The 25,997-nt window shown below is 39.5% G+C and carries 18 protein-coding genes and 1 pseudogene; 17 read left to right on the top strand and 2 right to left on the bottom strand.

All coding sequences use genetic code 11. The features are described from left to right. The first annotated feature begins 7 nt into the window (after positions 1-7). From BJN41_RS05820 to BJN41_RS05845, 6 genes are all read left to right on the top strand, one after another. Positions 8-2,068 carry a site-specific recombinase gene (locus tag BJN41_RS05820; RefSeq protein ID WP_070153960.1) on the top strand — a complete coding sequence of 687 codons (2,061 nt, stop codon included), beginning with the start codon at positions 8-10 and terminating at the stop codon, positions 2,066-2,068. Between the two features lie 142 nt (positions 2,069-2,210). Continuing rightward, a complete protein-coding gene (locus BJN41_RS05825; protein WP_019837050.1) occupies positions 2,211-2,828 on the top strand; it encodes a phosphatase PAP2 family protein in 618 nt (205 codons plus the stop codon). A gap of 21 nt (positions 2,829-2,849) precedes the next feature. Beyond that, complete coding sequence (locus BJN41_RS05830) at positions 2,850-4,112, top strand: efflux RND transporter periplasmic adaptor subunit (RefSeq protein ID WP_019837049.1); 1,263 nt, start codon at positions 2,850-2,852, stop codon at positions 4,110-4,112. 13 nt (positions 4,113-4,125) lie between these two features. Beyond that, positions 4,126-7,305 (top strand): efflux RND transporter permease subunit, encoded by a 3,180-nt coding sequence (locus BJN41_RS05835; protein WP_070153961.1) that lies wholly within the window; start codon positions 4,126-4,128, stop codon positions 7,303-7,305. Continuing rightward, positions 7,305-8,750, top strand: a complete 1,446-nt coding sequence (gene adeK / locus BJN41_RS05840; RefSeq protein ID WP_070153962.1) for a multidrug efflux RND transporter AdeIJK outer membrane channel subunit AdeK — start codon at positions 7,305-7,307, stop codon at positions 8,748-8,750. Before BJN41_RS05835 ends, adeK begins: the two co-directional genes overlap by 1 nt. A gap of 144 nt (positions 8,751-8,894) precedes the next feature. Next, positions 8,895-9,251, top strand: a complete 357-nt coding sequence (locus BJN41_RS05845) for a YbjQ family protein (RefSeq protein WP_019837046.1) — start codon at positions 8,895-8,897, stop codon at positions 9,249-9,251. A gap of 83 nt (positions 9,252-9,334) precedes the next feature. On the opposite strand, the pseudogene BJN41_RS05850 reads toward BJN41_RS05845, so the two are convergent. Both BJN41_RS05850 and BJN41_RS15135 read right to left on the bottom strand, forming a co-directional pair. Beyond that, positions 9,335-9,568: pseudogene (locus BJN41_RS05850) on the bottom strand (integrase core domain-containing protein); the annotation flags it as partial. 20 nt (positions 9,569-9,588) lie between these two features. After that, positions 9,589-10,733, bottom strand: a protein-coding gene (locus BJN41_RS15135; RefSeq protein WP_099046175.1) for an IS3-like element ISAba14 family transposase whose coding sequence is annotated in 2 segments (ribosomal slippage) — positions 9,589-10,469 and positions 10,469-10,733 — 1,146 coding nt in all. Because the reading frame shifts where the segments join, the coding sequence is not laid out codon by codon here. Between the two features lie 300 nt (positions 10,734-11,033). On the opposite strand from BJN41_RS15135, the gene BJN41_RS05865 reads away from it, so the two are divergent. From BJN41_RS05865 to BJN41_RS14705, 11 genes are all read left to right on the top strand, one after another. Beyond that, on the top strand, positions 11,034-11,834 hold the full coding sequence (locus BJN41_RS05865; RefSeq protein ID WP_070153963.1) for a hypothetical protein: 801 nt from the start codon (positions 11,034-11,036) through the stop codon (positions 11,832-11,834). A gap of 1 nt (position 11,835) precedes the next feature. After that, positions 11,836-12,597, top strand: a complete 762-nt coding sequence (locus tag BJN41_RS05870) for an alpha-ketoglutarate-dependent dioxygenase AlkB family protein (protein WP_070153964.1) — start codon at positions 11,836-11,838, stop codon at positions 12,595-12,597. 164 nt (positions 12,598-12,761) lie between these two features. Then, complete coding sequence (locus BJN41_RS05875) at positions 12,762-13,442, top strand: vWA domain-containing protein (protein WP_070153965.1); 681 nt, start codon at positions 12,762-12,764, stop codon at positions 13,440-13,442. Between the two features lie 29 nt (positions 13,443-13,471). Continuing rightward, entirely contained in the window at positions 13,472-14,146 is a 675-nt protein-coding gene (locus BJN41_RS05880) for a PP2C family serine/threonine-protein phosphatase (RefSeq protein ID WP_070153966.1), read from the top strand. Continuing rightward, complete coding sequence (locus tag BJN41_RS05885) at positions 14,143-15,552, top strand: protein kinase domain-containing protein (protein ID WP_227515216.1); 1,410 nt, start codon at positions 14,143-14,145, stop codon at positions 15,550-15,552. The genes BJN41_RS05880 and BJN41_RS05885 overlap by 4 nt, the downstream gene beginning before the upstream one ends. Positions 15,553-15,556: 4 nt before the next feature. Then, a complete protein-coding gene (locus BJN41_RS05890; RefSeq protein WP_070153968.1) occupies positions 15,557-18,901 on the top strand; it encodes a DEAD/DEAH box helicase in 3,345 nt (1,114 codons plus the stop codon). Further along, positions 18,885-20,402: a hypothetical protein gene (locus BJN41_RS05895; protein ID WP_070153969.1), complete on the top strand. Its 1,518-nt coding sequence runs from the start codon at positions 18,885-18,887 to the stop codon at positions 20,400-20,402. The genes BJN41_RS05890 and BJN41_RS05895 overlap by 17 nt, the downstream gene beginning before the upstream one ends. A gap of 7 nt (positions 20,403-20,409) precedes the next feature. Then, positions 20,410-22,902: an AAA family ATPase gene (locus tag BJN41_RS05900; RefSeq protein ID WP_070153970.1), complete on the top strand. Its 2,493-nt coding sequence runs from the start codon at positions 20,410-20,412 to the stop codon at positions 22,900-22,902. Continuing rightward, complete coding sequence (locus BJN41_RS05905) at positions 22,899-24,740, top strand: hypothetical protein (RefSeq protein WP_070153971.1); 1,842 nt, start codon at positions 22,899-22,901, stop codon at positions 24,738-24,740. The genes BJN41_RS05900 and BJN41_RS05905 overlap by 4 nt, the downstream gene beginning before the upstream one ends. Positions 24,741-24,857: 117 nt before the next feature. Then, the gene (locus tag BJN41_RS05910) at positions 24,858-25,739 is read left to right on the top strand and encodes a type I restriction enzyme HsdR N-terminal domain-containing protein (protein WP_070153972.1); all 882 of its coding nucleotides are present in this window, start codon (positions 24,858-24,860) and stop codon (positions 25,737-25,739) included. 65 nt (positions 25,740-25,804) lie between these two features. Next, a partial coding sequence (locus tag BJN41_RS14705; RefSeq protein ID WP_141730375.1) for a helix-turn-helix domain-containing protein occupies positions 25,805-25,997 on the top strand: 193 nt, incomplete at its 3' end.

A 25,997-nucleotide genomic window follows, 5' to 3' on the forward strand; every position in this document is an offset into this window, starting at 1 on the left:
TCAGCTTATGCATATAAAACTCAACGATTTATTTAGAAAAATGCAAGAACAGCTGGATACACCGAAAGCTGTTTTGGATGAAAATCTGCTGATTGAACTGGTCAATCGTATCCGTCCAAGTGACACTCAAGATTTAGAAGAAACCCATCAAAAGTTTCAGGCTTTTTTACAAGCCCTTCTGCTGACGCCTGATGCCAGCTCAACCTTGCAACATTTTGTTTTACGTCTAATCAATCAATACAAACAGACCAGTTTATATGCCGACACAGGTATTTTATCGCTCGATGGCTTTTGGAATCAGTTGTTTCAGCGTTTAGGCGCGCATTTTTTACCGCTGATTCATGATGAAAGCCAACTGCAAGATTTAGTCCGTCGGGTTTTTCCACTGCGTAGTGACAAATACTGGCTCGACAATATTGAAGATGCCGAATGGCAGCAATTATTTACTTTACTGAATTGCGGAAATGGTGGACAAACGCAAAAACGACTGATTCGCAGTGAAATTATTAAAGCCCTGACAGTGTTGTCGTATCGGGTCAGTGGGATTGGTTTATATCCTGAATTTATTAATGCTTACCCTGAACTGAGTGAGTATGATTCACCTTTTTTGGCACAAAACCGTGAAATTAACGAGTTTATTCAACTTTATAAAATTGCCGATCAGCAACACGATCAAATCAGTGCCATTCAACCACCCGATGCCTCTCAAGCTTTAGTGATGATTGACCAATGTCATGATGTCAGCAGTAAAATTCGTCGTGCCACTAAACGAACTGGCGTTAGTATCAGCCTGACCTATTTATTGTCTTTACTGGAACAATGTTTAGAGCGGATTGAACTGTTGCTAAATTTAATCGTGGCGCAAGACAAAGTTGCTTATGTTTCCGCAGGACAGTTACTTGTAGATGTCACTGCGGCATTGTATAGCGAACGCAGTGTACGCTCATTGCTTGCAGAAAATAGCGAGTTAATTGCCTTACAAGTCACTGAAAATGCTAGTAAAACAGGTGAACACTATGTAAGTACAGATAAAGACGGCTTTTGGAGCATGTATAAAGCTGCAGCAGGTGCAGGTGTTTTAATCGCCATGATGGCGACTTTAAAAACCCTCGCCTCGCGTTTAGTCCTTGCCCCGATGATGCAGGCTATCATCAACAGCATGATTTATTCATTTGGTTTTATGCTAATTCATGTCTTGCACTTTACCGTTGCCACTAAACAACCCGCGATGACTGCAGCAGCACTAGCCTCGACGGTTCAACACCGCAAAGGTTCTAGGATGGCGCAAATCGCCGAACTTGCAGCCTTAATTATTAATATTATCCGTACGCAATTCGTCGCCATTTTGGGCAATATTTCGATTGCGATTCCAGTTGCAGCCTTAATTGCGTTTAGTTGGGATGCAATGTTGCATGAACCGTTGATGTCACACGCCAAAGCATCCCATTTGCTGCACGACTTGAATCCGTTTACGTCACTTGCCATTCCGCATGCCGCCATTGCTGGGGTATTTTTATTTCTGTCTGGTTTGATTGCAGGTTATTTCGATAACATGGCCGTGTACCGAAAAGTCGGGCCACGCCTAAAAGCCCATCTGCATTTAAAAAAACTACTAGGACAAGAACGTCTCAATATATTTGCCACTTATATAGAACGAAACTTAGGGGCTTTGGCAGGTAATTTCCTGTTCGGGATTATGCTCGGGAGTACCGCAACACTGGGATATATTTTGGGTTTACCTATTGATATTCGCCACATTGCCTTCGCTTCGGCCAACTTTATTCAGGGTTTAATGAACATTAATGGCTCACCTGAAATTGGCCTGATTATTGTATCATTTTTAGGCGTGCTGCTGATTGGTTTAACCAACTTATTTGTCAGTTTTACTTTAACCATTATTGTGGCTTTGCGTGCACGTCGGGTACGCTTTGAACAGTGGAAACCTCTGGCAAAACTGGTACTCACTCACTTTTTAACCCGTCCGAGTGACTTTTTTTGGCCCCCGAAACAACCCCTTACTGTAGATGATGATTCATCTTCAAATACTGATCGGAATGATAAAATTTAGTGCACATTTACGCTGCACACCAAGTAACAAAAAAAGAAATTCTTCTCATTTACATTGGCTTGAAATAAAGTGTACTGATTAGTACACTTTGTTCCATTCATCAATCGTGCGCAAATCGGTTAAACTTACAGGGATTTTCAGCATGCCTAAAATACTGCTCTATCTCGGTAGTTTACTATTTATAATCAGTGTTTTAGTGCTAAATATTCCAAGTTGGCAACAGGTTGATTTTGCCATTGTGGAGTTTGTAAGTACTCAACGCACCGCACATTTGAATCAATTGGCAATCACACTTTCTGTATTAGGGGGCTTGCCATTTGTATTATTTTTAACATGCCTATGCTTTTTCTATTTGGCATGGTATAAAAAATACGCAAAAATTGTTTTTATCAGTGTAGGACTGGTCGTAAGTATTGCGCTGTCGTGGCTGCTCAAATACCTATTCGCGCGACCCCGCCCGCCTGAAGCATTGCATTTGGTGGAAACTTTTGGCGATTCATTTCCTAGTGGCCATAGTTTTTATGCTGCAACTTTAGGTTGTTTGGTGATTTACCTGAGTTTGCAACATCCAGCACATAAAAATTTATCTGTGTGTGCATGGTTATGGATGTTGCTGATGGGCATTTCCCGTGTGTATTTGGGAGTGCACTATCCTTCAGATGTCCTCTCCGGTTGGAGCATAAGTTTTATTTGGATCACATTATGGTATCTGTTTTGCGCTCATTATCTGCAAGACAAACCAATACATAAGTTTAGATAAAAATCTAATAGAGGTGAAAGAATGATGTCTGCAAAGCTTTGGGCACCCGCCCTGACTGCTTGCGCATTAGCCACAAGTTTAGCGCTTGTGGGTTGTAGCAAAGATCCAAAAGATGCACAGCAAACAGGTGCAGCTCAGCAAATGCCACCGACTGAGGTTGGTGTACTAGTGGCACAGCCACAAAGTGTGGAACAGTCTGTAGAACTGTCAGGACGTACCACAGCCTTTGAAATTTCAGAAGTTCGCCCACAAACGAGTGGTGTGGTTCTGAAACGCTTATTTACTGAAGGCAGCTACGTACGCGAAGGTCAGGCACTTTATGAAATTGACTCGCGCACCAACCGTGCCAGTTTAGACAGTAGCCGTGCAGCACTCACCCGTCAACAAGCACAACTGAATGTGTTGCGGGTTAAAGAAGGTCGTTACCGCCAACTGGTGGGTAGCAATGCCATTTCTAAACAAGAATATGATGACATTGTGGCACAGGTCAAACTTGCCGAAGCCGATGTTGCTGCGACTCAAGCAGAAGTACGAAATGCCGAAATTAACTTAGGTTATTCGACTGTACGCGCACCAATTTCAGGGCAAACTAACCGCTCTACGGTAACTGCAGGTGCACTGGTTACGGCGAGTCAAGCGGAACCCTTAGTGACTATTCAGCGCTTAGATCCAATTTATGTAGACATCAATCAGTCTAGTGCAGAATTACTTCGCTTACGTCAGCAACTGAGTCAGGGCAGTTTAAACAGCAGCAACAACACCAAAGTGAAGTTAAAACTTGAAGATGGTAGCTACTACCCTGTTGAAGGTCGTTTGGCTTTTTCTGATGCCAGTGTGAACCCAGAAACAGGCACGGTGACATTACGCGCCGTGTTCCCTAATTCAAATCACTTATTGTTGCCTGGTATGTTTGCCACTGCGCAAATTGTGCAAGGTGTAATTCCTAACGCGATCTTAATTCCACAAGCTGCGATTAGCCGTACACCTACTGGTCAGGCAATGGCGATGATTGTGAATGCTAAAGGTATCGTTGAACCGCGCCCTGTAACCACAGTTGGTACGCAAGGCAGCAACTGGATTGTGACTGAAGGTCTGCAAACCGGCGATAAAGTGATTGTAGACGGTGTTGCTAAAGTAAAAGCTGATCAGCAAGTGGTTGCTAAGCCGTATCAACCTCAAGGCGCTGCTCCACAAGCCGCACCTGCTGCACCAGCAAAATCGGGTGATGCAAAACCAGCCTCAGAAGCCCAAGCCACTGAACCAAAAACTACTTCAAATACATAAGGAGTAGACGTTAATGGCTCACTTTTTTATTCATCGCCCCATTTTTGCATGGGTGATTTCATTGGTGATCATGTTGGCGGGGATTATTACCCTCACCAATATGCCAATTGCCCAATATCCGACCATTGCACCGCCAACGGTCACCATTGCTGCAACCTATCCGGGTGCATCTGCTGAAACTGTGGAAAACACGGTAACACAAATCATTGAACAGCAAATGAACGGCTTGGATGGACTGCGCTATATTTCATCCAACAGTGCGGGTAATGGTTCTGCATCGATTACATTAAACTTTGAACAAGGCATCGACCCAGATATTGCACAGGTTCAAGTACAGAATAAATTACAATCTGCTACGGCGCTGTTGCCTGATGATGTGCAACGTCAGGGCGTAAAAGTCACCAAATCAGGCGCAAGCTTCTTACAGGTTCTCGCTTTTTACTCACCTGATGAAAGCCTTTCTGCCGATGACATTAAAGACTATGTTAACTCTAACATTTCTGAACCGCTGAGCCGTGTTGCAGGTGTGGGTGAAGTGCAAGTCTTTGGTGGCTCATACGCTATGCGTATTTGGATGGATCCTGCCAAAATGGCAAGTTTGCAAGTCACACCAAGTGATATTGCTCAAGCCATTCGCACCCAAAACGCACAGGTTGCGGTAGGTCAATTGGGCGGCGCACCTTCAATTCAAGGTCAAGCTTTGAATGCGACGGTTACTGCGCAAAGCTTGCTGCAAACACCTGAACAATTTAGCAATATTTTCCTAAAAAATACCGCTTCGGGCGCTCAAGTGCGCTTGGGTGATGTGGCACGAATTGAACTTGGTGCAGACAACTATCAGTTTATTTCTAAATACAACGGTAAGCCTGCAGGCGGTGTCGCAATTAAATTGTCTACAGGTGCTAACGCCCTCGATACTGCTGCAGCTGTCGAAGAACGCCTCAAACAATTACGTCCAAACTACCCTACAGGTTTAAAGGATGAATTGGCCTTTGATACCACGCCATTTATTGAACTTTCGATTAAGAGTGTTGTTAAAACATTAATTGAAGCGATCATTTTGGTCTTTATTGTGATGTTCCTGTTCTTACAGAATTGGCGTGCCACAATTATTCCAACCATGGCCGTGCCTGTGGTGGTATTGGGTACTTTTGCCGTCATCAATATGTTTGGCTTCACGATTAACACTCTGACCATGTTTGCCATGGTACTGGCGATTGGTTTATTGGTCGATGACGCAATTGTTGTGGTGGAAAACGTAGAACGTGTGATGGTCGAAGAACATCTTGACCCTGTGGCAGCAACTGAAAAGTCGATGAAACAGATTTCAGGCGCACTGATCGGGATTACATCGGTATTGTCTGCGGTATTTATACCTATGGCATTCTTTGGTGGAACAACGGGCGTTATTTATCGTCAATTCTCTATTACTCTTGTGACTGCAATGGTGTTGTCATTGGTGGTGGCGTTGACCTTTACCCCTGCCCTGTGTGCCACTATTCTCAAACAGCACGATCCAAACAAACCTGAAAGCAACGGTATTTTTGCGCGTTTCTTCCGCTGGTTTAACCGCAGCTTTGATAAGCTCTCGGTTAAGTATCAAGGCGGTGTTAACCGCATGACGCATCATAAAATCTTCTCGGGGGTTTTATATGCAGTGGTACTGGGCATTATTGTGTTATTGTTCCAAAAACTACCATCATCATTCTTACCTGATGAAGATCAGGGTGTGGTGATGACATTGGTACAACTCCCGCCAAATGCAACTTTGGAACGTACTGAAGCCACCATGACCAGCATGAGCAACTTTTTCAGAGAAAATGAAAAAGAGCATGTGGAGTCGGTATTTAGTGTTTCGGGCTTCTCTTTTACAGGGATTGGTCAAAACGCAGGTATGGCATTCATTAAGCTAAAAGACTGGAGTGAGCGTACGAGTCCTGAATCACAAGTCGGTGCAATCATCCAGCGTGGTATGGCACTGAACATGATTGTGAAAGATGCCACTTACATCATGCCATTACAGCTTCCTGCGATGCCAGAATTAGGGGTCAGCTCAGGCTTTAACTTGCAACTGAAAGATGCTGCGGGCAATGGCCACGAAAAACTCACCATGGCACGCAATATAGTATTGGGTGAAGCAGCGAAAGACCCACGCCTAATGGGGGTGCGTCCAAATGGTCAGGAAGATACACCACAGTACCGTATTATTGTTGACCAAGCGCAAGCAGGTGCGGCAGGTGTCAGCATTGCTGAAATCAACAGCACCATGAGCATGGCTTGGGGTGGTTCGTACATCAATGATTTTATTGACCGTGGTCGTGTCAAAAAAGTCTATGTTCAAGCTGAATCAGACTCACGCATGATGCCTGAAGACCTGAACAAGTGGTATGTTCGCAACAATAGTGGTGATATGGTGCCATTCTCTGCCTTTGCAACAGGTGAATGGACTTATGGTTCACCGCGTTTGGAACGCTATAATGGCGTATCTGCCAAGAACATTCAGGGTTCACCTGCGCCAGGTGTCAGCTCTGGTGAAGCCATGCAAGCAATGGAAGAAATTGTCGCAAAACTACCGTCTATGGGCTTAAATGGCTTTGATTATGAATGGACAGGTTTATCGCTTGAAGAACGTGAATCGGGCGATCAGGCACCATTCCTCTATGCACTGTCATTACTGATTGTATTCTTATGTTTGGCAGCCTTGTATGAAAGCTGGTCTATTCCATTTTCGGTGCTGTTGGTGGTACCGTTGGGTATTGTCGGAGCATTATTGCTCACCTTCAGTGGTATGATTTTGTTCAAAAACCCGAACCTATCCAACAACATTTACTTCCAAGTGGCAATTATTGCCGTGATTGGTTTATCTGCTAAAAACGCGATTTTGATTGTAGAATTTGCTAAAGAGCTACAAGAAAAAGGTGAAGACCTGTTTGAAGCGACTTTGCATGCTGCAAAAATGCGTTTACGTCCAATCATTATGACCACGTTGGCCTTTGGTTTTGGTGTATTGCCGCTTGCACTTTCATCAGGTGCGGGTGCAGGTAGCCAACACTCGGTCGGTTATGGTGTTTTAGGTGGTGTGATTAGCTCAACCTTGTTAGGGATCTTCTTTATTCCTGTATTCTATGTCTGGATTAGAAGTATCTTTAAATACAAACCAAAACAACAAAATAATCAGGAGCATGTATCGTGATGCAAAACTTATGGTCGCATACAGGMCGTGGTATTGCGGTTTCTGCCCTCGCGCTTGCTTTGACAGCTTGTCAAAGTATGCGTGGGCCAGAGCCCGTCGCTCAGGCAAGTATTCCAAGCAGCTATACTGCTGCTGCATCGGGTACTTCAGTGGCTGAACAAGGTTATAAAGATTTCTTTGCCGATCAACGCTTATTACAAGTTTTGGATATGGCATTGAACAATAACCGTGATTTACGCACAGCGACGCTGAATATCCAACGTGCCCAACAAGCCTATCAAATTACCGAAAACAACCAGTTACCCACAATTGGTGCTAGCGGTGGCGTACTACGTCAAGATCAAGGTACTGCTTTAGGAACTCACACACGCTATAACGTTGGTTTAGGTGTCACTGCCTACGAACTAGATTTTTGGGGTCGTGTACGCAGCCTAAAAGACAATGCCTTAGATAATTTCTTGGCAACTCAAAGCTCGCGTGATGCCACACAAATTGCTTTGATTGGTCAGGTCGCACAAGCATGGCTCAACTACTCGTTTGCCAATGCCAATTTGAAACTGGCAGATCAAACTTTAAAAGCTCAGCTTGAATCTTACAATCTGAACAAAAAGCGTTTTGATGTGGGTATCGACAGCGAAGTACCTGTGCGCCAAGCACAAATTTCGGTAGAAACAGCACGTAATGACGTTGCCAACTATAAAACCCAAGTCGCGCAAGCACAAAACTTGCTGAACTTGTTGGTGGGCGAACAAGTTCCAAGTGCGTTATTGCCAACGCAGCGTGTGACGCACATTACCAAAACTACCGCAATTGGCGCTGGCTTACCAAGTGACTTGCTGAATAACCGTCCTGATATTCGTACTGCAGAGTATCGACTGTCGGCTGCGGGTGCCAATATTGGTGCAGCAAAAGCACGTTTATTCCCAAGCATTAGCCTCACGGGCAATGCAGGCTATGCATCAACTGACTTGAGTGATTTGTTTAAATCGGGCAGTTTTGTTTGGGCAGTAGGCCCGAGCATCGACTTGCCAATTTTTGATTGGGGCACACGCCAAGCCAACATCAAAATTTCAGAAACGGATCAACAAATTGCTTTGGCAGATTATGAAAAGTCAATTCAGTCTGCATTCCGTGAAGTGAATGATGCCTTGGCAGTTCGTCAAAATATTGGGGACCGTTTAGCTGCTCAAAAACGCTTGGTTGAAGCAACCAAGACGACTTATAAGCTTTCTAATGCACGTTTCCGTGCAGGGATTGACAGCTACCTAACCGTATTGGACGCTCAGCGTACCGCTTATGCCGCAGAGCAAGGTTTGTTGCTACTTGAGCAAGCCAATCTGAACAATCAGGTCGAGTTGTACAAATCTTTAGGTGGTGGTGTAAAAGCCAATACTTCAGATGCAACTTTACAACCTGCATCATCGGCTGAGCGTAAAGCGCAGTAATTCTGTACAGCAAAACTTAATTTGATGGTGAAACTACACCATCTACAAAGACCTAAATCAGCTCACTTCGGTGGGCTTTTTTATTGCTTTTTTGAGGTACATTTCATATCTTCAGTAGATTCGTTTATCTTCACTCAAAACATTATGTTACTCAGTAATCTTGAATCTGTTCCGGGGCATCGTATTTCCCGCCAAATTGATGTGGTGTATGGCAGCACTGTGCGCAGTAAACACGTTGGGCGTGACTTATTGGCTGGACTTAAAAATATTGTGGGTGGTGAATTAACGGCTTATACCGAATTACTAGAAGAATCACGTCAAGAAGCAATGGATCGTATGATTGCAAAAGCACGTGGTTTAGGTGCCAATGCCATTGTTGGGATTCGCTTTTCTACCTCAAACATTGCCCAAGGTGCTTCGGAATTATTTGTTTACGGTACAGCAGTGGTGGTCGAGGCAGATATTCCTAAACTTCCAGACCCATTTCCAGCATCACATTAAAGCAAAGATTATTGGACAGGAAAGAGGTGGTCCCACTTGTTTGAACAACTAAAAGCGTATTTATAAGTGATATTCCGCTCTAGTTAAGCCACCTTGTTTTGTTGGGGTAGCTGATCATAGTAAAACTCATTTGGTGTCATTTTGTCTAGACTCGAATGAGGTCGTTTCAAATTATAAAACTCAAAATATGCACTTAATTGCTTTTTCGCATCTGTGACACTGCTATAAGCTTTGAGATACACCTCTTCATATTTAACGCTCCGCCATAATCGTTCAACCATCACATTATCTACCCATCGACCTTTACCATCCATACTGANGTGATATTCCGCTCTAGTTAAGCCACCTTGTTTTGTTGGGGTAGCTGATCATAGTAAAACTCATTTGGTGTCATTTTGTCTAGACTCGAATGAGGTCGTTTCAAATTATAAAACTCAAAATATGCACTTAATTGCTTTTTCGCATCTGTGACACTGCTATAAGCTTTGAGATACACCTCTTCATATTTAACGCTCCGCCATAATCGTTCAACCATCACATTATCTACCCATCGACCTTTACCATCCATACTGATTTGAATGCCATTTGATTTCAATACATCAATAAATGCATCACTGGTGAACTGACTGCCTTGGTCTGTATTCAATATTTCAGGTGATCCATATTTTTCAATCGCTTCATTTAAAGCCGAAATACAAAAATCCACCTCCATACTAATCGATACCCTATGCGCAAGTACCTTGCGGCTATGCCAATCAATCACAGCACATAAATAAACAAAGCCTTTTGCCATAGGGATATACGTTATATCCGTAGACCACACTTGATTACTGCGCTGAATAGCCAATCCTTTGAGCAGATATGGATATTTACGGTGAGCTTGATTAGCCTGGCTTAAATTTGGTTTGCAATATAACGCCTGAATACCCATTTTCTTCATTAAAGTACGTGTATGACGTCGTCCTATATGATGCCCTTGACGATTCAACAAATCACGCATCATACGACTGCCTGCAAAAGGATATTGCATATGTAATTCATCAATACATCGCATCAGCTTCAGATCTGATGAGCTAACAGGTTTTGGGCGATAATAATAACAACCACGAGAGACTTTCAGTAACTTAGCTTGTTTAGATACTGAAATCTGAAGTGAGTGATCGATTAACTTTTGTGGTTGAAGCGGCCCAGTTTCTTCAACACACCTTCTAAAAAATCAATTTCTAATGCCTGCTCACCGATTTTTGCATGTAACTTTTTAAGATCAATGGGAGGTTCTGATGGAGCTTTTGATTGATCGAAAGCTTGTGAGGAAGCTGAGATCAATTGATTTTTCCAGTCAATAATTTGGTTTTGATGAACATCAAACTCAGAACTCAATTCAGCAAGTGTTTTTTCTGCTTTGATCGCAGCAAGTGCTACCTTAGCCTTAAAGTCGTTTGAATGATTTCTTCTTGGTCTACGTGCCATAAAATACTCCATATATTGATGTTTATAACATCATTTGAGGAGCAGAATATCACTTATAGGAGTTGTTCAAATTTACGGATCCATCTCTCAAATCGTGATTATTAATCACTTTAAAGATAGGGTGATCTAATAGTGGTTTAGTCGCAATCGTAAGCTTACGGTGATTTATTAATACTTATGGATCGAATCATCGTATTTTAGGCATTTATATGGTTGAAGACTGTATTAGGGGCATAAGCTTCCAGAATGAAAAGTTTAAATAGGATTTTCTCTAACATTTACCCATAAATTAGAAATTCACAGGGTATAGAGATGAACCATTTAGCAATTAATACGGTACATAATGATTTAGTTCTTCATGCAATTCAGAACAAAACTTTGAATGCCTCTAATTTGAATTTCCAAACCTTACGTGATTTTGCGGGAATTGATAGTGATAAGCGCAATGGGCTGGATCGAGGTCGCTTAACGATTCATCGTCAAGATTTATTGAATCAATATCTATATTCGTATGGCTTAATGGTTCAACGTCAATGGGACTATGTAGTCCCGAACATTATCGATATGTTAAGTGATAACAATGATGAAATGATTCATCTTTATGACTATGGTTGTGGTCAAGGATTGGCAACTTTACTCTTATTGGAGAATACATTAGATTTTCAAGAACAAGTAGAGAAACTAATACTGATTGAACCGTCTCAAATTGCATTAGCTCGTGCAGAGGGTTTAATGGCGTGTAAATTGCCAAATATTTCCATTCGATCATTTGATAAAAAGTTGGATGATGTTAAAAAAGATGATTTAGATATTGATGTAGAAAAAATGAATGTGCATATTTTTTCTAATATCTTAGATATTGAGGGCTTTGATCAGTTTGAATTGTTTAATCAAATTTTAGAGAAAGGTGGTAAGCATTATATTATTGCTGTGAGTAATGATCGTAACTGTTATGGGGGCACTGCACGACTAGAGTCATTATATAACGCCCTGTTAAGTATCAAACCACAAGAGGGTGAAAATTTATCTATTACTCATGAACAATTTAAGCAATTCACTGATGCCAAAAATATGAATCACGTTTACTTTTGTCTGAAAATTGAGATTCACTAAAATGAATGATTTATTTGATGTAGTAATTGAAAACCAGATGAAGACGCTTTCATTTGCGTTACCTGAAGTTGATGGATATTCAAGTCAATGGGATGAACCTCATCAAGGATTTATCATTCAAATACCAAATGGGACATTGTTCTATGCTCCTCAGTTTTTTCCACAAAAAATTAGTGATCGTTCAGTAGAGTATTTTCTAGAAAATGATACGTATGATTTAAAGCAAGTAGATTGGAGTGCAATTCAAGCTGAAGATTTAAAAAAAGTCCAATTCAAAAATATTTTGTGGAAACAGGATTATATCCATTTATATGGTAAAAAAATTCCATTACCTAGATTGACCAGTTGGTATGGAGATGAGGGTAAGGCCTATAAATATTCAGGTATTTTGTCACAGCCAAATCCATGGAACAAAGGTTTACTGTATATCAAAGAACAAATTGAAAAGGTCGCAGGTACACAATTTAATAGTGTTTTAATGAATTGGTATAGAAATGGTGAAGATTATTTAAATTGGCATACAGATGATGAGCCAGAATTAGGTAAAAATCCAACGATTGCATCTGTCAATTTTGGGGAAACTCGAGATTTTCAAGTACGTCATAAAGATGATCACCAGCTTAAATTTACGGTACCATTACAACACGGTAGCTTGTTGATTATGTCTGGTGAAATGCAGCATTTTTGGGAACATGCTGTACCTAAACGGAAAAAAGTTTTGAGTTCTAGATTCAATCTTACTTTTAGGCTGATCTATGATTAATCAATTCGGTTTCTCAGTTTGAGAAACTGTTATATATTGAAATTAGACTAAAAGATATCTACAAATATGTGATTTTTCTTTGATAAAAATCATATAATTCAGAAATAAATGATAAATAAATTTGTGCGAAGCTAATTTTAAATAAGTGAGAGGGGGAAATTAAAATGGTAATGCAACAATTTGCTGTAGCAACAGCACGACCTTTACCAGTCATTATTTTGGCTGATGTAAGTGGGAGTATGACACAGGATAATAATATTTGCGCACTCAACGCTGCCTTAAAGGATTTTCTCAGCACATTATCTAAAGAAAGTCGTTTAAATGCTGAAATTCAGGTTTCTATCATTACTTTTGGTGGTTCAAAAGCTGAGGTGAATGTGCCTTTAACACCTGCATGGCAAATTAATCAAACAGATGATTTGGTTGCTTCAGGTGGAACACCAATGGGCGGTGCTTTTGAATTGGCCCTAGAGATGATTGAAAATAAAGAAATTATTCCTAGTCGTGCTTACAAGCCAACGATTGTTCTGATTTCTGATGGTATTCCCACAGACAATTGGGAATCTTCTTTTAATAAGTTGAAAAATTCTGACAGAGCACAAAAGGCATCGCGTATGGCAATGGCCATAGGTGCAGGTGCTGATAAAAACATGTTAAAGGCATTTGTGAATGATTTAGAAGCGACTGAAGTATTTGAAGCACATAATGCAAAAGAGATACACCGTTTCTTTAGAGTTGTCAGTATGAGTGTGAGTAGTCGCTCTCAGAGCAATACACCTAATCAACTTCCTACAGTAGACTTTTCGAAATTACCAGATGATGAATTGGATCTGAGTGATTTTTAATTGTGTATTTATCCCTATGTTCCGTTTCAGTGATTGGTCCACGCAATCTGCGTGAAAAAAAATTGAATCAAGATGCTGTCATGCACCGGTTTTGGAAGAATAACTGGTGCATTGCAGTGTGTGATGGTATGGGCTCTAAGCCTCTATCTCATATTGGTTCATCCTTAGCCTGTCAGTCAGTCTATGAAGTTTTGAAGCATTGTGATTTTTCTTTAGCTGAGAAAGAAGTGGCGAAGAAAATATACATGTACTGGCTAAAATTGCTGAAAGACAAAAATATTTTACCGACTGATGCAGCCACAACTTGTTTATTTGCTTGGGGAAATCGTCAGGGAAATGTGCGCCTGTTTCAGTTGGGAGACGGTGCTATTTATTATCAATCAGAAAGTTTTGGTCATGTAGGTGTGAAGTCTGATGATTTATTTAGTAATCAGACCAATGCCTTAGGGTATTCCAAAAAATGGGATGATTGGTCTTATAAAGAAATTGATTTAACCGACCCAAACCACGGCATCATATTAATGACTGATGGTATTAGTGAAGATTTATTGAATGAACGACGCTTTACGTCCGCATTGATTCAAAAAGCGACATTGCACAGTGTAAGGCGATTAAAAAAATATATACAGCATGAGCTCATTCACTGGCCAACACCTCAACACAGTGATGATAAAAGTATTGGAATAGTTTTTTGGAAAAAATGATGGATGCAAAACAAATAATAGTCAAAGATCTTCAAGGAGCGACCTATACGCTCACAGAAAAAATTGGTGAAGGAGGGCAAGGTACGGTTTTAAAAACTGATCATGCGAACTTGGTTGTAAAAATCACAAATAAGCTTTCCGAAGGTCAATTAAAAGAAGTACGTAAGCAATTTCAAAATGTGATGCGTTTACCACTACGTGATTTAAAAATTGCATTACCTTTGAGTTTATTGCAATTAAAAAATCGTACGGGCTATGTGATGGAACTCATGGATGGCCTAGAGCCTCTTTCCTCACAAATAGAGCGTATGTACACTCCAGAAGGGCAACTTGATATTATCAAATATAGAGACACAGGTAGTTTTTCGCGTCGTTTACTCATTTTAAAAGAATTAGCCGGAACTTTAGCGAAGCTACATGGTAAAGGTTTGGCTTTTGGTGATTTATCTCCGCATAATATCTTTGTATCTACTTCAATTGAGCATCATCAAGTTTGGTTAATCGATGCTGATAATATTCATTATGCGGAACAATCCAATCAACATCATTTCTATACCAAAGGTTATGCTGCCCCTGAGCTGATTCGCAATGAAACAGGCACCAATATACAAACAGATGCCTGGTCTTTTGCGGTTATTGCACTTCAATTATTAACACATACGCATCCGTTTAATCATGGAATTGCTGTTGAGGACGAAGATCCTGATATTGCCGAAGAACAAGCCGCTCGAGGGGAGTTCCCTTGGGTATTTGATGTTGAAGATGACTCAAATGAAATAGCGGTGAAGGGTTTTCCTGTTTTTGAAATGTTAAATAAACGCTTATTTAATCTATTTCAACGTTGTTTTGGATCGAGTCGTTTAGCAGAAAAATTACATGATCGCCCGACCATGGCTGAATGGCATGATGAATTAAACAGAACATTCTCCTTGGTTTTACTTTGTCAGGAAAAAAACTGTCGAAGTAGTTTTATTGTCAATCAGCGATTAAATTGTCCATTTTGTAATACTCTCCAAGGTAAAACCGAATATCTACGCTTAAGATATTGGGGATATGACCAAGATCCATTGATGGCTGAACAGCCTTGGTTTGCAAGTTCTGAGCAAGTGTTTTTAAGTTTAGGGCAAGAAAAGGCTGTTTATCACGCATCGCATAGCTCTTTTGATAATGAACAGAGTCAGCCTTGGTTCAGGATTGCCTTAACGGATGATGGATTAAAGATTACACCTGAAGAAGGTGACCATGCCATCCTCCAAAATGTAGATGGCTCAAAATCATATACTTTACATAAACCTCAAATTTTAAAAAACCACCAAAAAGGTGATAAAGACCTGTTGATTACACATGCTTCTTTGCAAATGAATAGTGAAAAAACGCATTCATTCTTTTGGCGTTTCTCTTGGTAGTACTATGAAATTACATGAGTTTAAACTTGCTCAGCTACAAGTAGTGCAAGCTGAGTGTTTGGAAAAATTAGATATTTCTGAAAATCATCAAGTTCACTTATATTTAGAAGATGAGCAATGCTATTTAGAATTTGAGAACCAGATTTATCCGATACAATTGAACTCAACCAGTTCGATTACCGCATCATCAGCAAAAGAATTAATCAAACAAAATGCTTTGTGGTTTTTTACCCATAAACAAAATACAACGATCGTTTTATCGGGCTTTGTACCAGAAGCCCGTACTGTTTTAGATCTAGATATTGCAGTGGATGAAGCAATTGCACAACTCCTCGTGGATGATGGGAAAATCGCACAGAATGATATTCAACTTGCAATTGATTGGTTAACAGAAGAGTGTCTAGTTGAACTTGATCACTCCAAATCTGTGGCATTCTCAATTTTTTATACCAATCAGAGCGAACATCACATTTTATTGGTAGGCCAAAATCATCAATTAGAAATTAGAGCAATTCAGGGATATTGGCAAGTTGAAAAAATTAGTAAAAAACGTCCTAGAGGGAATTATCGCTTAGTTGCACTACAGGGTGAAATACAGTTCAAAGATCATTCAAGTGCAAAAAGAATAGATAATTTTGCCCATGAAATTGCTTTAAAAGAACATACCGCTCAACATGGTGACTACATTGATGTTTGGAAACAGTATAGTGATGCTCAATGGGAAGATGCAGTTCGTCGTGCAAATCAACTGAATTATTTGAAGTATTGTGGCTATGAACCGGCCCATAAAACTGGTTATTGGTATGTTTATGTTGAAGATCGAGAAAAATTATTAGATTTTGAAAAAAAATGGGATCGTTTAGATCGAAAAAAGGATGAGCAGGTACAATTAAGTTTGACGATTGCCGACTGGTTGGATAATCAGTTGGATGTTAAAGAAACGGGTCTAGATGTTGAAAAAAAATCTTGGCGGGCTGAAATTATTCAGATTGAGCCACAGAACAATCGTATTTTGCTGAAATTTGCAGAAAAGAGAGATCGACGTCCACCATTAAACCAGAATACAAAGCAAGGTTTTTTGTTTTTATCTATATTTGCGATTAATATTCAACGTAAGCGACAGCAGGAAGCACTTAATCTAATTACGAGTCGCCGAAATCCAATGCCAAGCTTACATGGTCTTTTACAGGGCATTGAAGTTGCAACACCTGAACGCACGTTGCGAAAAGAAAAATGGAAGAGCACTAAAACCAAAGCGCTGTTTAAAGGCGGTCGCCCAACGACTAAGCAACAAGAAGCGATAGAACTCGGTTTAAATAGTTCAGATTTAACCATTATTATTGGTCCACCTGGAACGGGTAAAACGCAAGTAATTACTGCATTACAGCAACGTATTGCTGAGTTATCTCATGAGAAGATTCAACGTAGCATCTTACTCACGAGCTATCAGCACGATGCAGTGGATAACGTTGTAGACCGCAGTAATGTCATGGGCATTGCGGGTTTACGAGTAGGTGGGAAAATTAGAAATGAAGATGATGAGCTTCATGGTGTTGATACCATTGAAAAATGGGCAATTCCCGTCCAGAAAGATCTGAAAGCATTAATTGAAAGCAATGATTTTCTAAATTTATATCGACAGTTAGAGGATCATGTTCTCAAATTAAGATTTGGGCATGCAGAGCAGAAACAAAAAAGCATTGTAGAAATTCAATGTATTTTTGATCAATTGTCTGAAAAATATAATATTTATTTAGCTCATGATTTAAAACAATGGTGGGAGGACTTCACAGAACCTAAACAGTCTTTGCCTGTTGCTCGTAAACTCATGGAACTCTATCCACTTCTATATTCATTGCGCACAAAAAAATCAAGTTTTGTTGATGATGGTGTACAACGATGCCGTTTAGTACTGGCTTCATTACAGCTTTTAAAACAGCAAGACAATACACAAATGATTTTATTGGACGATGAGCAAAAAGTTCTAGAGCACTTTATTCATTTGAATATCAATGTCAATCAAGATATAGATTTTTCAACATTAATTGAATTAAAAAACAAACTGCTTGATCGATGTTTACCTGATTTTAGACCGGCAAATATACAGCGCTTGTTAGATGAAGAGACTTGTCAAAAATTAGATGAGCTACTTAAGGATATTCATGATAAAGCGAAAAAGTCAAAAACCTTAGCCCATTTAATCAGTTTGGATAAGTACCGTTATCATTTAATGACTTCTACCGGTGATATTCGAGAAGCTATTTCACATTATACAGCGGTACTTGCAGCAACGTGTCAGCAATCAGCGGGTAATGCGATGCAAGATCTAAAATCTTTCGATAATAAGATTGTTTTTGAAAATGTCATTGTCGATGAAGCTGCACGAGCAACACCGCTAGATCTGATGATTCCAATGGCAATGGCAAAACGTCGATTAATATTAGTGGGCGATCATCGTCAATTACCTCATATGTTGGATGACAAAATTGAAAAAGAATTGTCACAGCAAGAGGATTGGAAAACAGTACAGCGTGAAATGTTAGAGCAGAGTTTGTTCCAACGACTCGTTGAAAATATGCAACGTTTAGAAGAGGAAAAGCAGCAACCTCAGCGTGTGGTGATGTTAGATACCCAATTCCGTATGCATCCTATACTGGGTGATTTTATTAGTAAAAACTTTTATGAAAATCATAAATTACCGCCAATTAAATCAGATCGACCAGAAACAGATTTTATTCATGCGATCAGTGGCTATGAAGACTTAGTCTGTGGATTTAAGTCAATTTCCAACGAAAAGCAGCAACGCTTTGGCACCAGTTGGCATCGACCAAGTGAAGCACAATGGATTGCGCAAGAAGCAAAAAGAATTTTGGATGAAAAGCCTGAGTTAAGTGTCGGTGTAATTAGCTTTTATAGTGGTCAGATTCAATCTATTTTCAAAGCCATGGAACATCCTCAAATTGGATTAACCACAGGAAATAAAATCACTGAAAATTACCGAATGATTTCCACTGGTCCCAATATTGGGGACGAACGACTCCGCATAGGCACTGTAGATGCTTTCCAAGGTAAAGAATTTGATGTGGTTTTTGTTTCATTGGTACGTACTTTGCCGAATGAATTTAATGTCGAAACATTAACTGAGCTTGAGAAGGACGAAGTATTGACACGTGCTTATGGTTTTTTACGCGTGGATAACCGCTTAAACGTTGCACTCAGTCGACAACGTTCTTTATTGATTGTGACTGGAGATAAAGCATTGCTCGAACATCCTGCAACTCAAGAAGCTGTACCTGCTTTACCTGCATTTTTAAAACTATGTGGAGGTCAGCATGGCAAAATTTTCTAACCAATTTTTATCATATTATGATGCTTTGCCTAAAGATGATGCGAAACAAAATATGGTTTTTTTGCCAATCTGGATTTGGCGAATTTGGGCACCAGTGGCGGCGAAAACAACCAATATTAATGTGTTTCAAAAGACCCTTTTAGATCTCTTATATATTGGGCGGCAGGATCGTCAAGAGCTGGCAAATTGGATTGGTGTCGATATAGAACTGGTTCATCTTATTATTGATACAGAATTAGAACCGCATGGTCTGATTCAGATTGATGATAAAACTAAGAAGATTACGCTCACCGCAAAAGGAATACAGGCTTTAGAGGACGAAATTGATCGTAATGATGACCTAAAGACTTACTATTTGGTACAGGATGCCATCACAGGGAAGTTGTGGGATCGACTTATTCCCAATGATCTGGCGTTGATAGATGTAGAGGAGCATCATTCAAATATTAAGATTCAAGGAAGTCGCGATTCAGGGAAATTGATCAGTGTCTTTGTTGTAGAGCCACATAAATTTTATGAACCTCAGGCTCCATCACATTATAAAATCACGCAAACCATCAAAAAACACAATATGGCGATGCGCGGAACTTTAGTGCGTGATCAGGATGAAAAGGCTCAATATGTCGATAGTCAAAATTTAAAAAACTACCAATTTTATTCTCAAAAACCAGAAGCTTGCTTTATTTTATCGCACTTAGAAGAAAGTCTGGATTCATCGCATATCTGTCAGTTACAAGATCCTTGTCATGTTTCAAAATATGATGATTGGATACAAAACTTACATTTTGATTTAGCCATGCAGCATCAGGGCTTTGCTAAGAAAATCAAAACATATTTAAAACAGGATATCAGTAGCGATGAAACGATCGATGAATTCGAGGCTCGTTTATTAGAAGAAATTGCGTTTGAACTGTCTGTAGATTTCCCATTTTCTGATCGTATTGAAAACCTTTCACAACATTTAAACAGGTTACTCACGCGAAAGAAAAACTTGGAAGAAAAGGGGAATTATTACGATATTGATGATTTATTGAATCAATGTCAAAAGGCATTAGAGTCATGCTTTAAACATATGTTATGTCAATGGAAACATAAGCATGCAAATACGACCCCGAAGCAGTTGAATCGTGAGCAAATGAAAACGATTTTAATGTTGCAAGTGGGTGAGTATTTTTCTGCAGATCTCGTGGAAAAAATGAAAACTGTGAATTCATCACATGTTTTTAGTGCAAATGGATATTCTGCGGGCAGATTTCCTCATGTCGGCGTGTCTTTAAAACCGCTTATTATTTCAAACTTATTGTGTGTGTCGGAATATCAACAGCATCCTCTCATTCGTAGAAAACAACATCAGCAAGATCTAAAACAGCTCATAGAAATATGCGAACGACGTAACCAAGGCAGCCATGATTCTGGCGAAGAAATCGATATATCAACAGCATTAAACCTCTCTAAATTTACTTTGGAGTGGATTTCATTTTATACAGCAATTGAGGCGTAATATTTAAATGGCTAAAGCATCCAAAAAAACAAATCGTTTTCAAAATATGGGGATTCCTTCTACTCCAGTTGATGTGAAAGAAAAAGTGTCTATTTCACCGTTATTTCAGCAAGTGACAGGCGTTGTTGTTGATAAAGAAAAAGAAGAATTATTAGCCCGTGATGAGCAATTGCGTCAAGAAGTGAAAGATGCGCTACAAAAATTAGAATTGGCTTTAGAAGACACACGCCTGAAACAAGTAGATTATGAAGAAAAAGTAAAATTGCTTGCGGATGAAGATGAGCGATTAATGACGCAAGAGAGTCGTCTCCAAAAACAAGAACAAGAACTTAGACGTTTGGAGTCGGATCTCGAAGTTAAAAAATCTGAACTTCTAGAACAAAATAAAAAAATTGCATCTGAAAAATCAGCCTTAAGATCTGAACAATTTAAGTTACAAGAGCAGTTAGCGACATTAGCAGACCTTAAGGCAAATGCTGAGCTCGGCTTTGCATTAGAAAAGCAAAAGGCATTAGAAGAAAAAAGAGTGGAATTAGATCGTCTACAAACTGAAGCTCTGGAAAAACTATCAGATACGGCACAACGCTTAGCGGAGCAAGAAAAAAAGATCCTTGAACGCGAGGAAAGCTTACTTCTCAAAGAAGCCGAAGCTATTTCAGGTTTTATGAGTGAAAAGAAAGACATACTTAATCAACAATATGCTGAAATCCAAGAACTACAGAATGCGTGGATCGAAGAAAAACAGCAACAGGAACAGGAGCTAGCTCAGGCTAAGCATGAAGTTGTTGTAAAGAAAGTAGAAATAGAACAAGCAGAACATCAGCTTAAAAATGACAAAGATCAGTTTGAAGCAACGATCGAAGCGATGCGTAATAGTATTCGAAATGAATTTAGTGTACAGATCACTAAACTCAAATCATCGAATGAAAGTTTGGAATACAGTCATAATCAGGCTTTAGATGAAATTGATGCTTTAACAGCAAAATTACAACAATATGCCGATTTAGAAAGACAACTTGAAGGTCAGGGCATCATTGAAGTTCAAGAAGAGTTAACGAATTTACGTGAAAGAAATCGTGAATTAAGAATTAAATTGAGTGAGCGTTCAGAAGAAGGTTTAGAAGAAGAAAATGAGCGTTTAGAAGAGAAATGCGATGATCTAGAGTCACAAGTGTTTGAGTTACGTCAAAGAAATAATGATTTAGAAAATGAACTGAATAATTCACGCTTAAGTGTCATGGCTAAGCAGCATCTACAACAAGAAAAGCGCATTTTAGAAGAGCACAAACGTGTTTTAGATACCAGTATTGGTCAATTACGAACACAAATTGATGACTTGGTCGAGAAGCAACAAGGTGAGTTGCCATTCAAGAGTCTGAGTGAAATGGATCAGATCTATAGAAGTGAAGCAAGAGGACTGCAAGCTGTCCCAGAGCTTCAACGATTTGTATCCATCATGCAGTCAAATATTGCAAAACAGAAGTTCTATTACAGTCTAAAAGATATCCGTTTATTCATTGCTGGTTTAGCGATGAGTAAGCTGCATTTACTTCAAGGTATCTCTGGAACGGGTAAAACCAGCTTAGCGCGTGCATTTGCTAAAGCAATCAACAATGCGACAGGTGAAGGGCAAGAAAAACAGTACTGTGAAATTGTTCGTGTACAAGCTGGATGGCGTGATCGTGAAGATTTATTGGGTCATTTTAACGCGTTTGAAAAACGTTTTTATACCAAAGAAGCTTTACAAGCATTATACCGTGCCCAACAGCCAAAGTTTAAAGATACTTTACAAATCATCTTGTTAGATGAAATGAACTTATCACAGCCGGAACAATATTTTGCGGATTTCCTCTCTCTCATGGAAACGCCAGATCGTGCTGAGATTAATTTGTTGGATAGTGCGAATGAAAAAGCACCTGAGTTGTTTATCAATAAACGTGCCATCAAAATTCCACACAACGTTTGGTTTATTGGTACAGCCAACCATGATGAAACGACAAAAGAATTTGCTGATAAAACTTATGATCGTGCCCATGTCATGGAAGTTAAACGCAGTGAAGAAGACGTTGATATCAGTTATGCAAATACTGAACAGTATTCATTTAGCTCATTGATGCAAAGTTTTGAACAAGCTCAATATAAGCACCAAGCAGTCGTGACGGAGATCTTTGAAAAACTCCAAAATAGTCTGTTGGAAGAAGCTTTAAAAGCAGTCAGTGTGAGTTGGGGAAATCGTTTGGAACGTCAAGCTTATAGCTTCCTTCCTGTTTATATAGAAATGGGTGGTTCAGTATCTGAAGCACTTGATCACTTATTTGCAACTAAGCTGTTCCGTAAGGGGAAAGTGACGGGTCGCTATGATACGCGTGCAGAGAAAATCGAAGATATTATTTCTTGTTTGGAAGAAACTTGGCAGGATCTTGAATTTAAAGGTGAAAAGCCGAGCATCAGCTTAGAATTACTGAATCAAGATGTTGAGCGTTTAAAAGGTAATCTATGAAGCTAATAGATCGACTCACTCAACAATCTTTAGCTGCGGAGGAACTATTGCATGTTGATGCAATAGTTCCAGAACGCTATGTACTCGCTACAGATTGGGAGGTTCAGGCTCTCACATTGCCAAAATTCAGTTTTTTATTTGCGGATGGTGGTTCTATCCGACTAAACGCAAATAAAAATTTACATACGCATACACCTGAGATCTCGCCGACCATTGCTGAATCAATTCAATATATAGGCGAGCTCGTCCGAGAATGTGGCATAGGAGAGTCTTTTCACAAATTACCAAATCCGCTTGTGCCGAATAGCGTATTTGATGCTGAAACTCAATTAAAGCCTTTAGAGGAAATGTTGCAAGATGTCTTAGAAAAAGGGCATCTGCATCATATTGCCTATAACCCGCGGATGGATATGCGTTATGACGAGGAACTCGTTGATGTCAGTCGTGCGAAAAAAATTTCAAATAATGCGCATCGCTATTTGGCGGGGCATTCTGAAACATGGCAACAACGTAGTTTAGTTGGGATTAGACCAAAGAAAGTACTTGCGAAAGTGAGTGATGATGAACTACTGATTTATGAAAATAAGGTGTTTGCACAACTGCTTGATAAGTTAAGATTTTATATTGCTTCGCGTCTCAATGATTTAGTGCAACAGCAATCTAATTTACAAGCGGCTTTAAATTTAGGTGATTCTTCAGAAACTTATTATAAGTTGAGCAATGAGTTATGTGAACTTTGGGCAGATAATCTCACTGCAGATGAAACAGAAAATATTCTTTCTCAGCTAGAAGAAACTATTCTCTATAATCAGCAGTTGTTGTCGAACATTAAAACTTTGCAATCGTCTGGTTTATACGTGCAAATCCCACCACCACATCGTAAAGTCGCCGATCAGCTGCATAAAACCAATATTTTAAATTATGATCAACATTATCGGCATTTAAATCGCTTATGGGCAACCCTATACGAGCAAAAAAATAAAACACCGAATTTTAAGGAAAAGTTCGAAGCTTATTGGCATTTTCAGCTTCATTATGTTGAGGAATATAGCTTACTTATTATTTTACAAGCCTTTTCTAGCTTGGGCTTTCAGATTTCAAAATCGTCCGATTCAAATCTGCATTATTCTTTGAACAGGGGAAATATCAGTTGTGCTTTAAAATTTGATGCAGAGCTGAAAATTTGGAACCTTAGTTCAGCACACGGCACATTAAGTATTGTACCGATTGCCTCAGATCACCATGAAAGTCTTTTGAATGAATTAGAGCACAATCCACATCTTGTTATTTTTGCATTAGGTGGCAACTTAAAAATTCAAGAAACAAACAGGCATTTTGTTTGGACGAATCCGTTTAATTTTGAGGCCGTTGAAAAATTTATCGTGATTGTCTTGGAGTGGATGTATAAGCCATTTTTACAATCGTATTCGAAAACACTGAACTTAGGCAGAGTACCTCAATCTGTTAAAAATGAACTGGGGCTACATGCTTATATGGTAAATAAAAACGATGAAATGCAATTGGTGAATGTGCTTAATTCCGAGCAGTTAAGTTCATTAGCATCAGCTTGTTCGGCTGCAAATACGGAGAATATTTACCGAGTGATACGAGCACAGCATGATCATTACTTAAATTTCACCAACTGTCCTATATGTTTAGCTCAGGCTGAATTTGAGCCTAGAACATCCAACCAAACTTTTATTGCACAATGTACTGATCCTGAGTGTGGTGTGAGTTATAAGTTAATTAGTAATGGCAATCAGGATAAAGAATTTTCTTTACAGGCTGCTGGCGATTGGTTGAAGGGTGGACGATGGAATTTAAACTTCCAGATTTGAATCTACCTGCAAATATAGATCTTATTTTGAGTGATATAGGCTGCTGAGGATTGTATATCGCAGCTTATATTGCTAAGTTTTTGACTTTATATAAATAAATTAAAATCGAGGGTTGTGATGCAATCTCAGAACTTTGAATTTCTAAGAGAAAACTTTCCACTTTTGGCAGATTTGGGGGCACTTGCGGAAGCGATAATTTATACAGATCCGGGCAGTGCAACCACACGGTTACGTGCTTTTGCAGAAGAAGTGGTCAAATCTATCTATGAGTTTGAAGCTTTAGCACGTCCTCAAAAAGCGAATTTTTCAGAATTGCTCACTGAGTCTGATTTTAAAAACAGTATTACACCGTCGCTATTATACAAACTTGATTACCTACGCCAACAAGGTAACTTGACGGCGCATGGTGCTTTGGGTAATCAAAAAACAGCTTTTGCTTGCTTAGGTACAGCCTTTGGAATCGGGCAGTATCTGATGGTGAACTACTGTAAAGTTCCCAATGAAGCTCTACCTACATTTAAAAATATTGAAAAGCATTCTGCGACTGAAAAAGAGCTCAATTTACAGTATGAAGAGAATCAAAAGTTAAGAGAAGAATTAGATAAAGAGCGTTTAAAGAACCTAAAAGTAGAAAAAATCAGTACCGAACTCGCTCAACAAAAACGTGCGAGAAGTACCCATGTTGCCCACAGCTTACAGTGGAATGAAGAAAAGACGCGTAAATTTATCATTGATAATATGGTGTTAACCGCGGGTTGGGATATTACCGATCCACAGCAGGTTCAGCTCGAATTTCCTGTAGACATGCGCGATGGGCAAAAAGGCTTTGTTGACTATGTGTTTTTTGATTTAGAAGGTCAGCCTATTGCGGTCTTAGAGGCTAAAAAAGCTAGTGTCAGTGTGCATCAGGGCCGAGAGCAAGCTCGACATTATGCAGATGCTTTGGAAGACATGGGCTTTAAGTGTATTAGTTCAGACTTGATCGTACATTCTTCTTGAAAAAGAGAAAGTTACCCGTTTTGATAAAGGTGTCGAAATCTTAATCAAACAAAGGTAACTTTCTTATGTTGCATACTAACAATCAAATCATTAAACACAAAGTAGGTCTGCTCAATTTAGCTGAAGAGCTTCAGAATGTATCCAGAGCATGCAAAGTGATGGGTGTTTCAAGAGATACATTTTATCGCTATCAAGAGTTAGTGAAGTCTGGTGATATTGACGCACTGATCAATAAATCCCGTCGAGTACCAAATTTAA

The organism is Acinetobacter towneri (assembly GCF_001758345.1).
In the GTDB taxonomy this organism is placed as follows: domain Bacteria; phylum Pseudomonadota; class Gammaproteobacteria; order Pseudomonadales; family Moraxellaceae; genus Acinetobacter; species Acinetobacter towneri_A.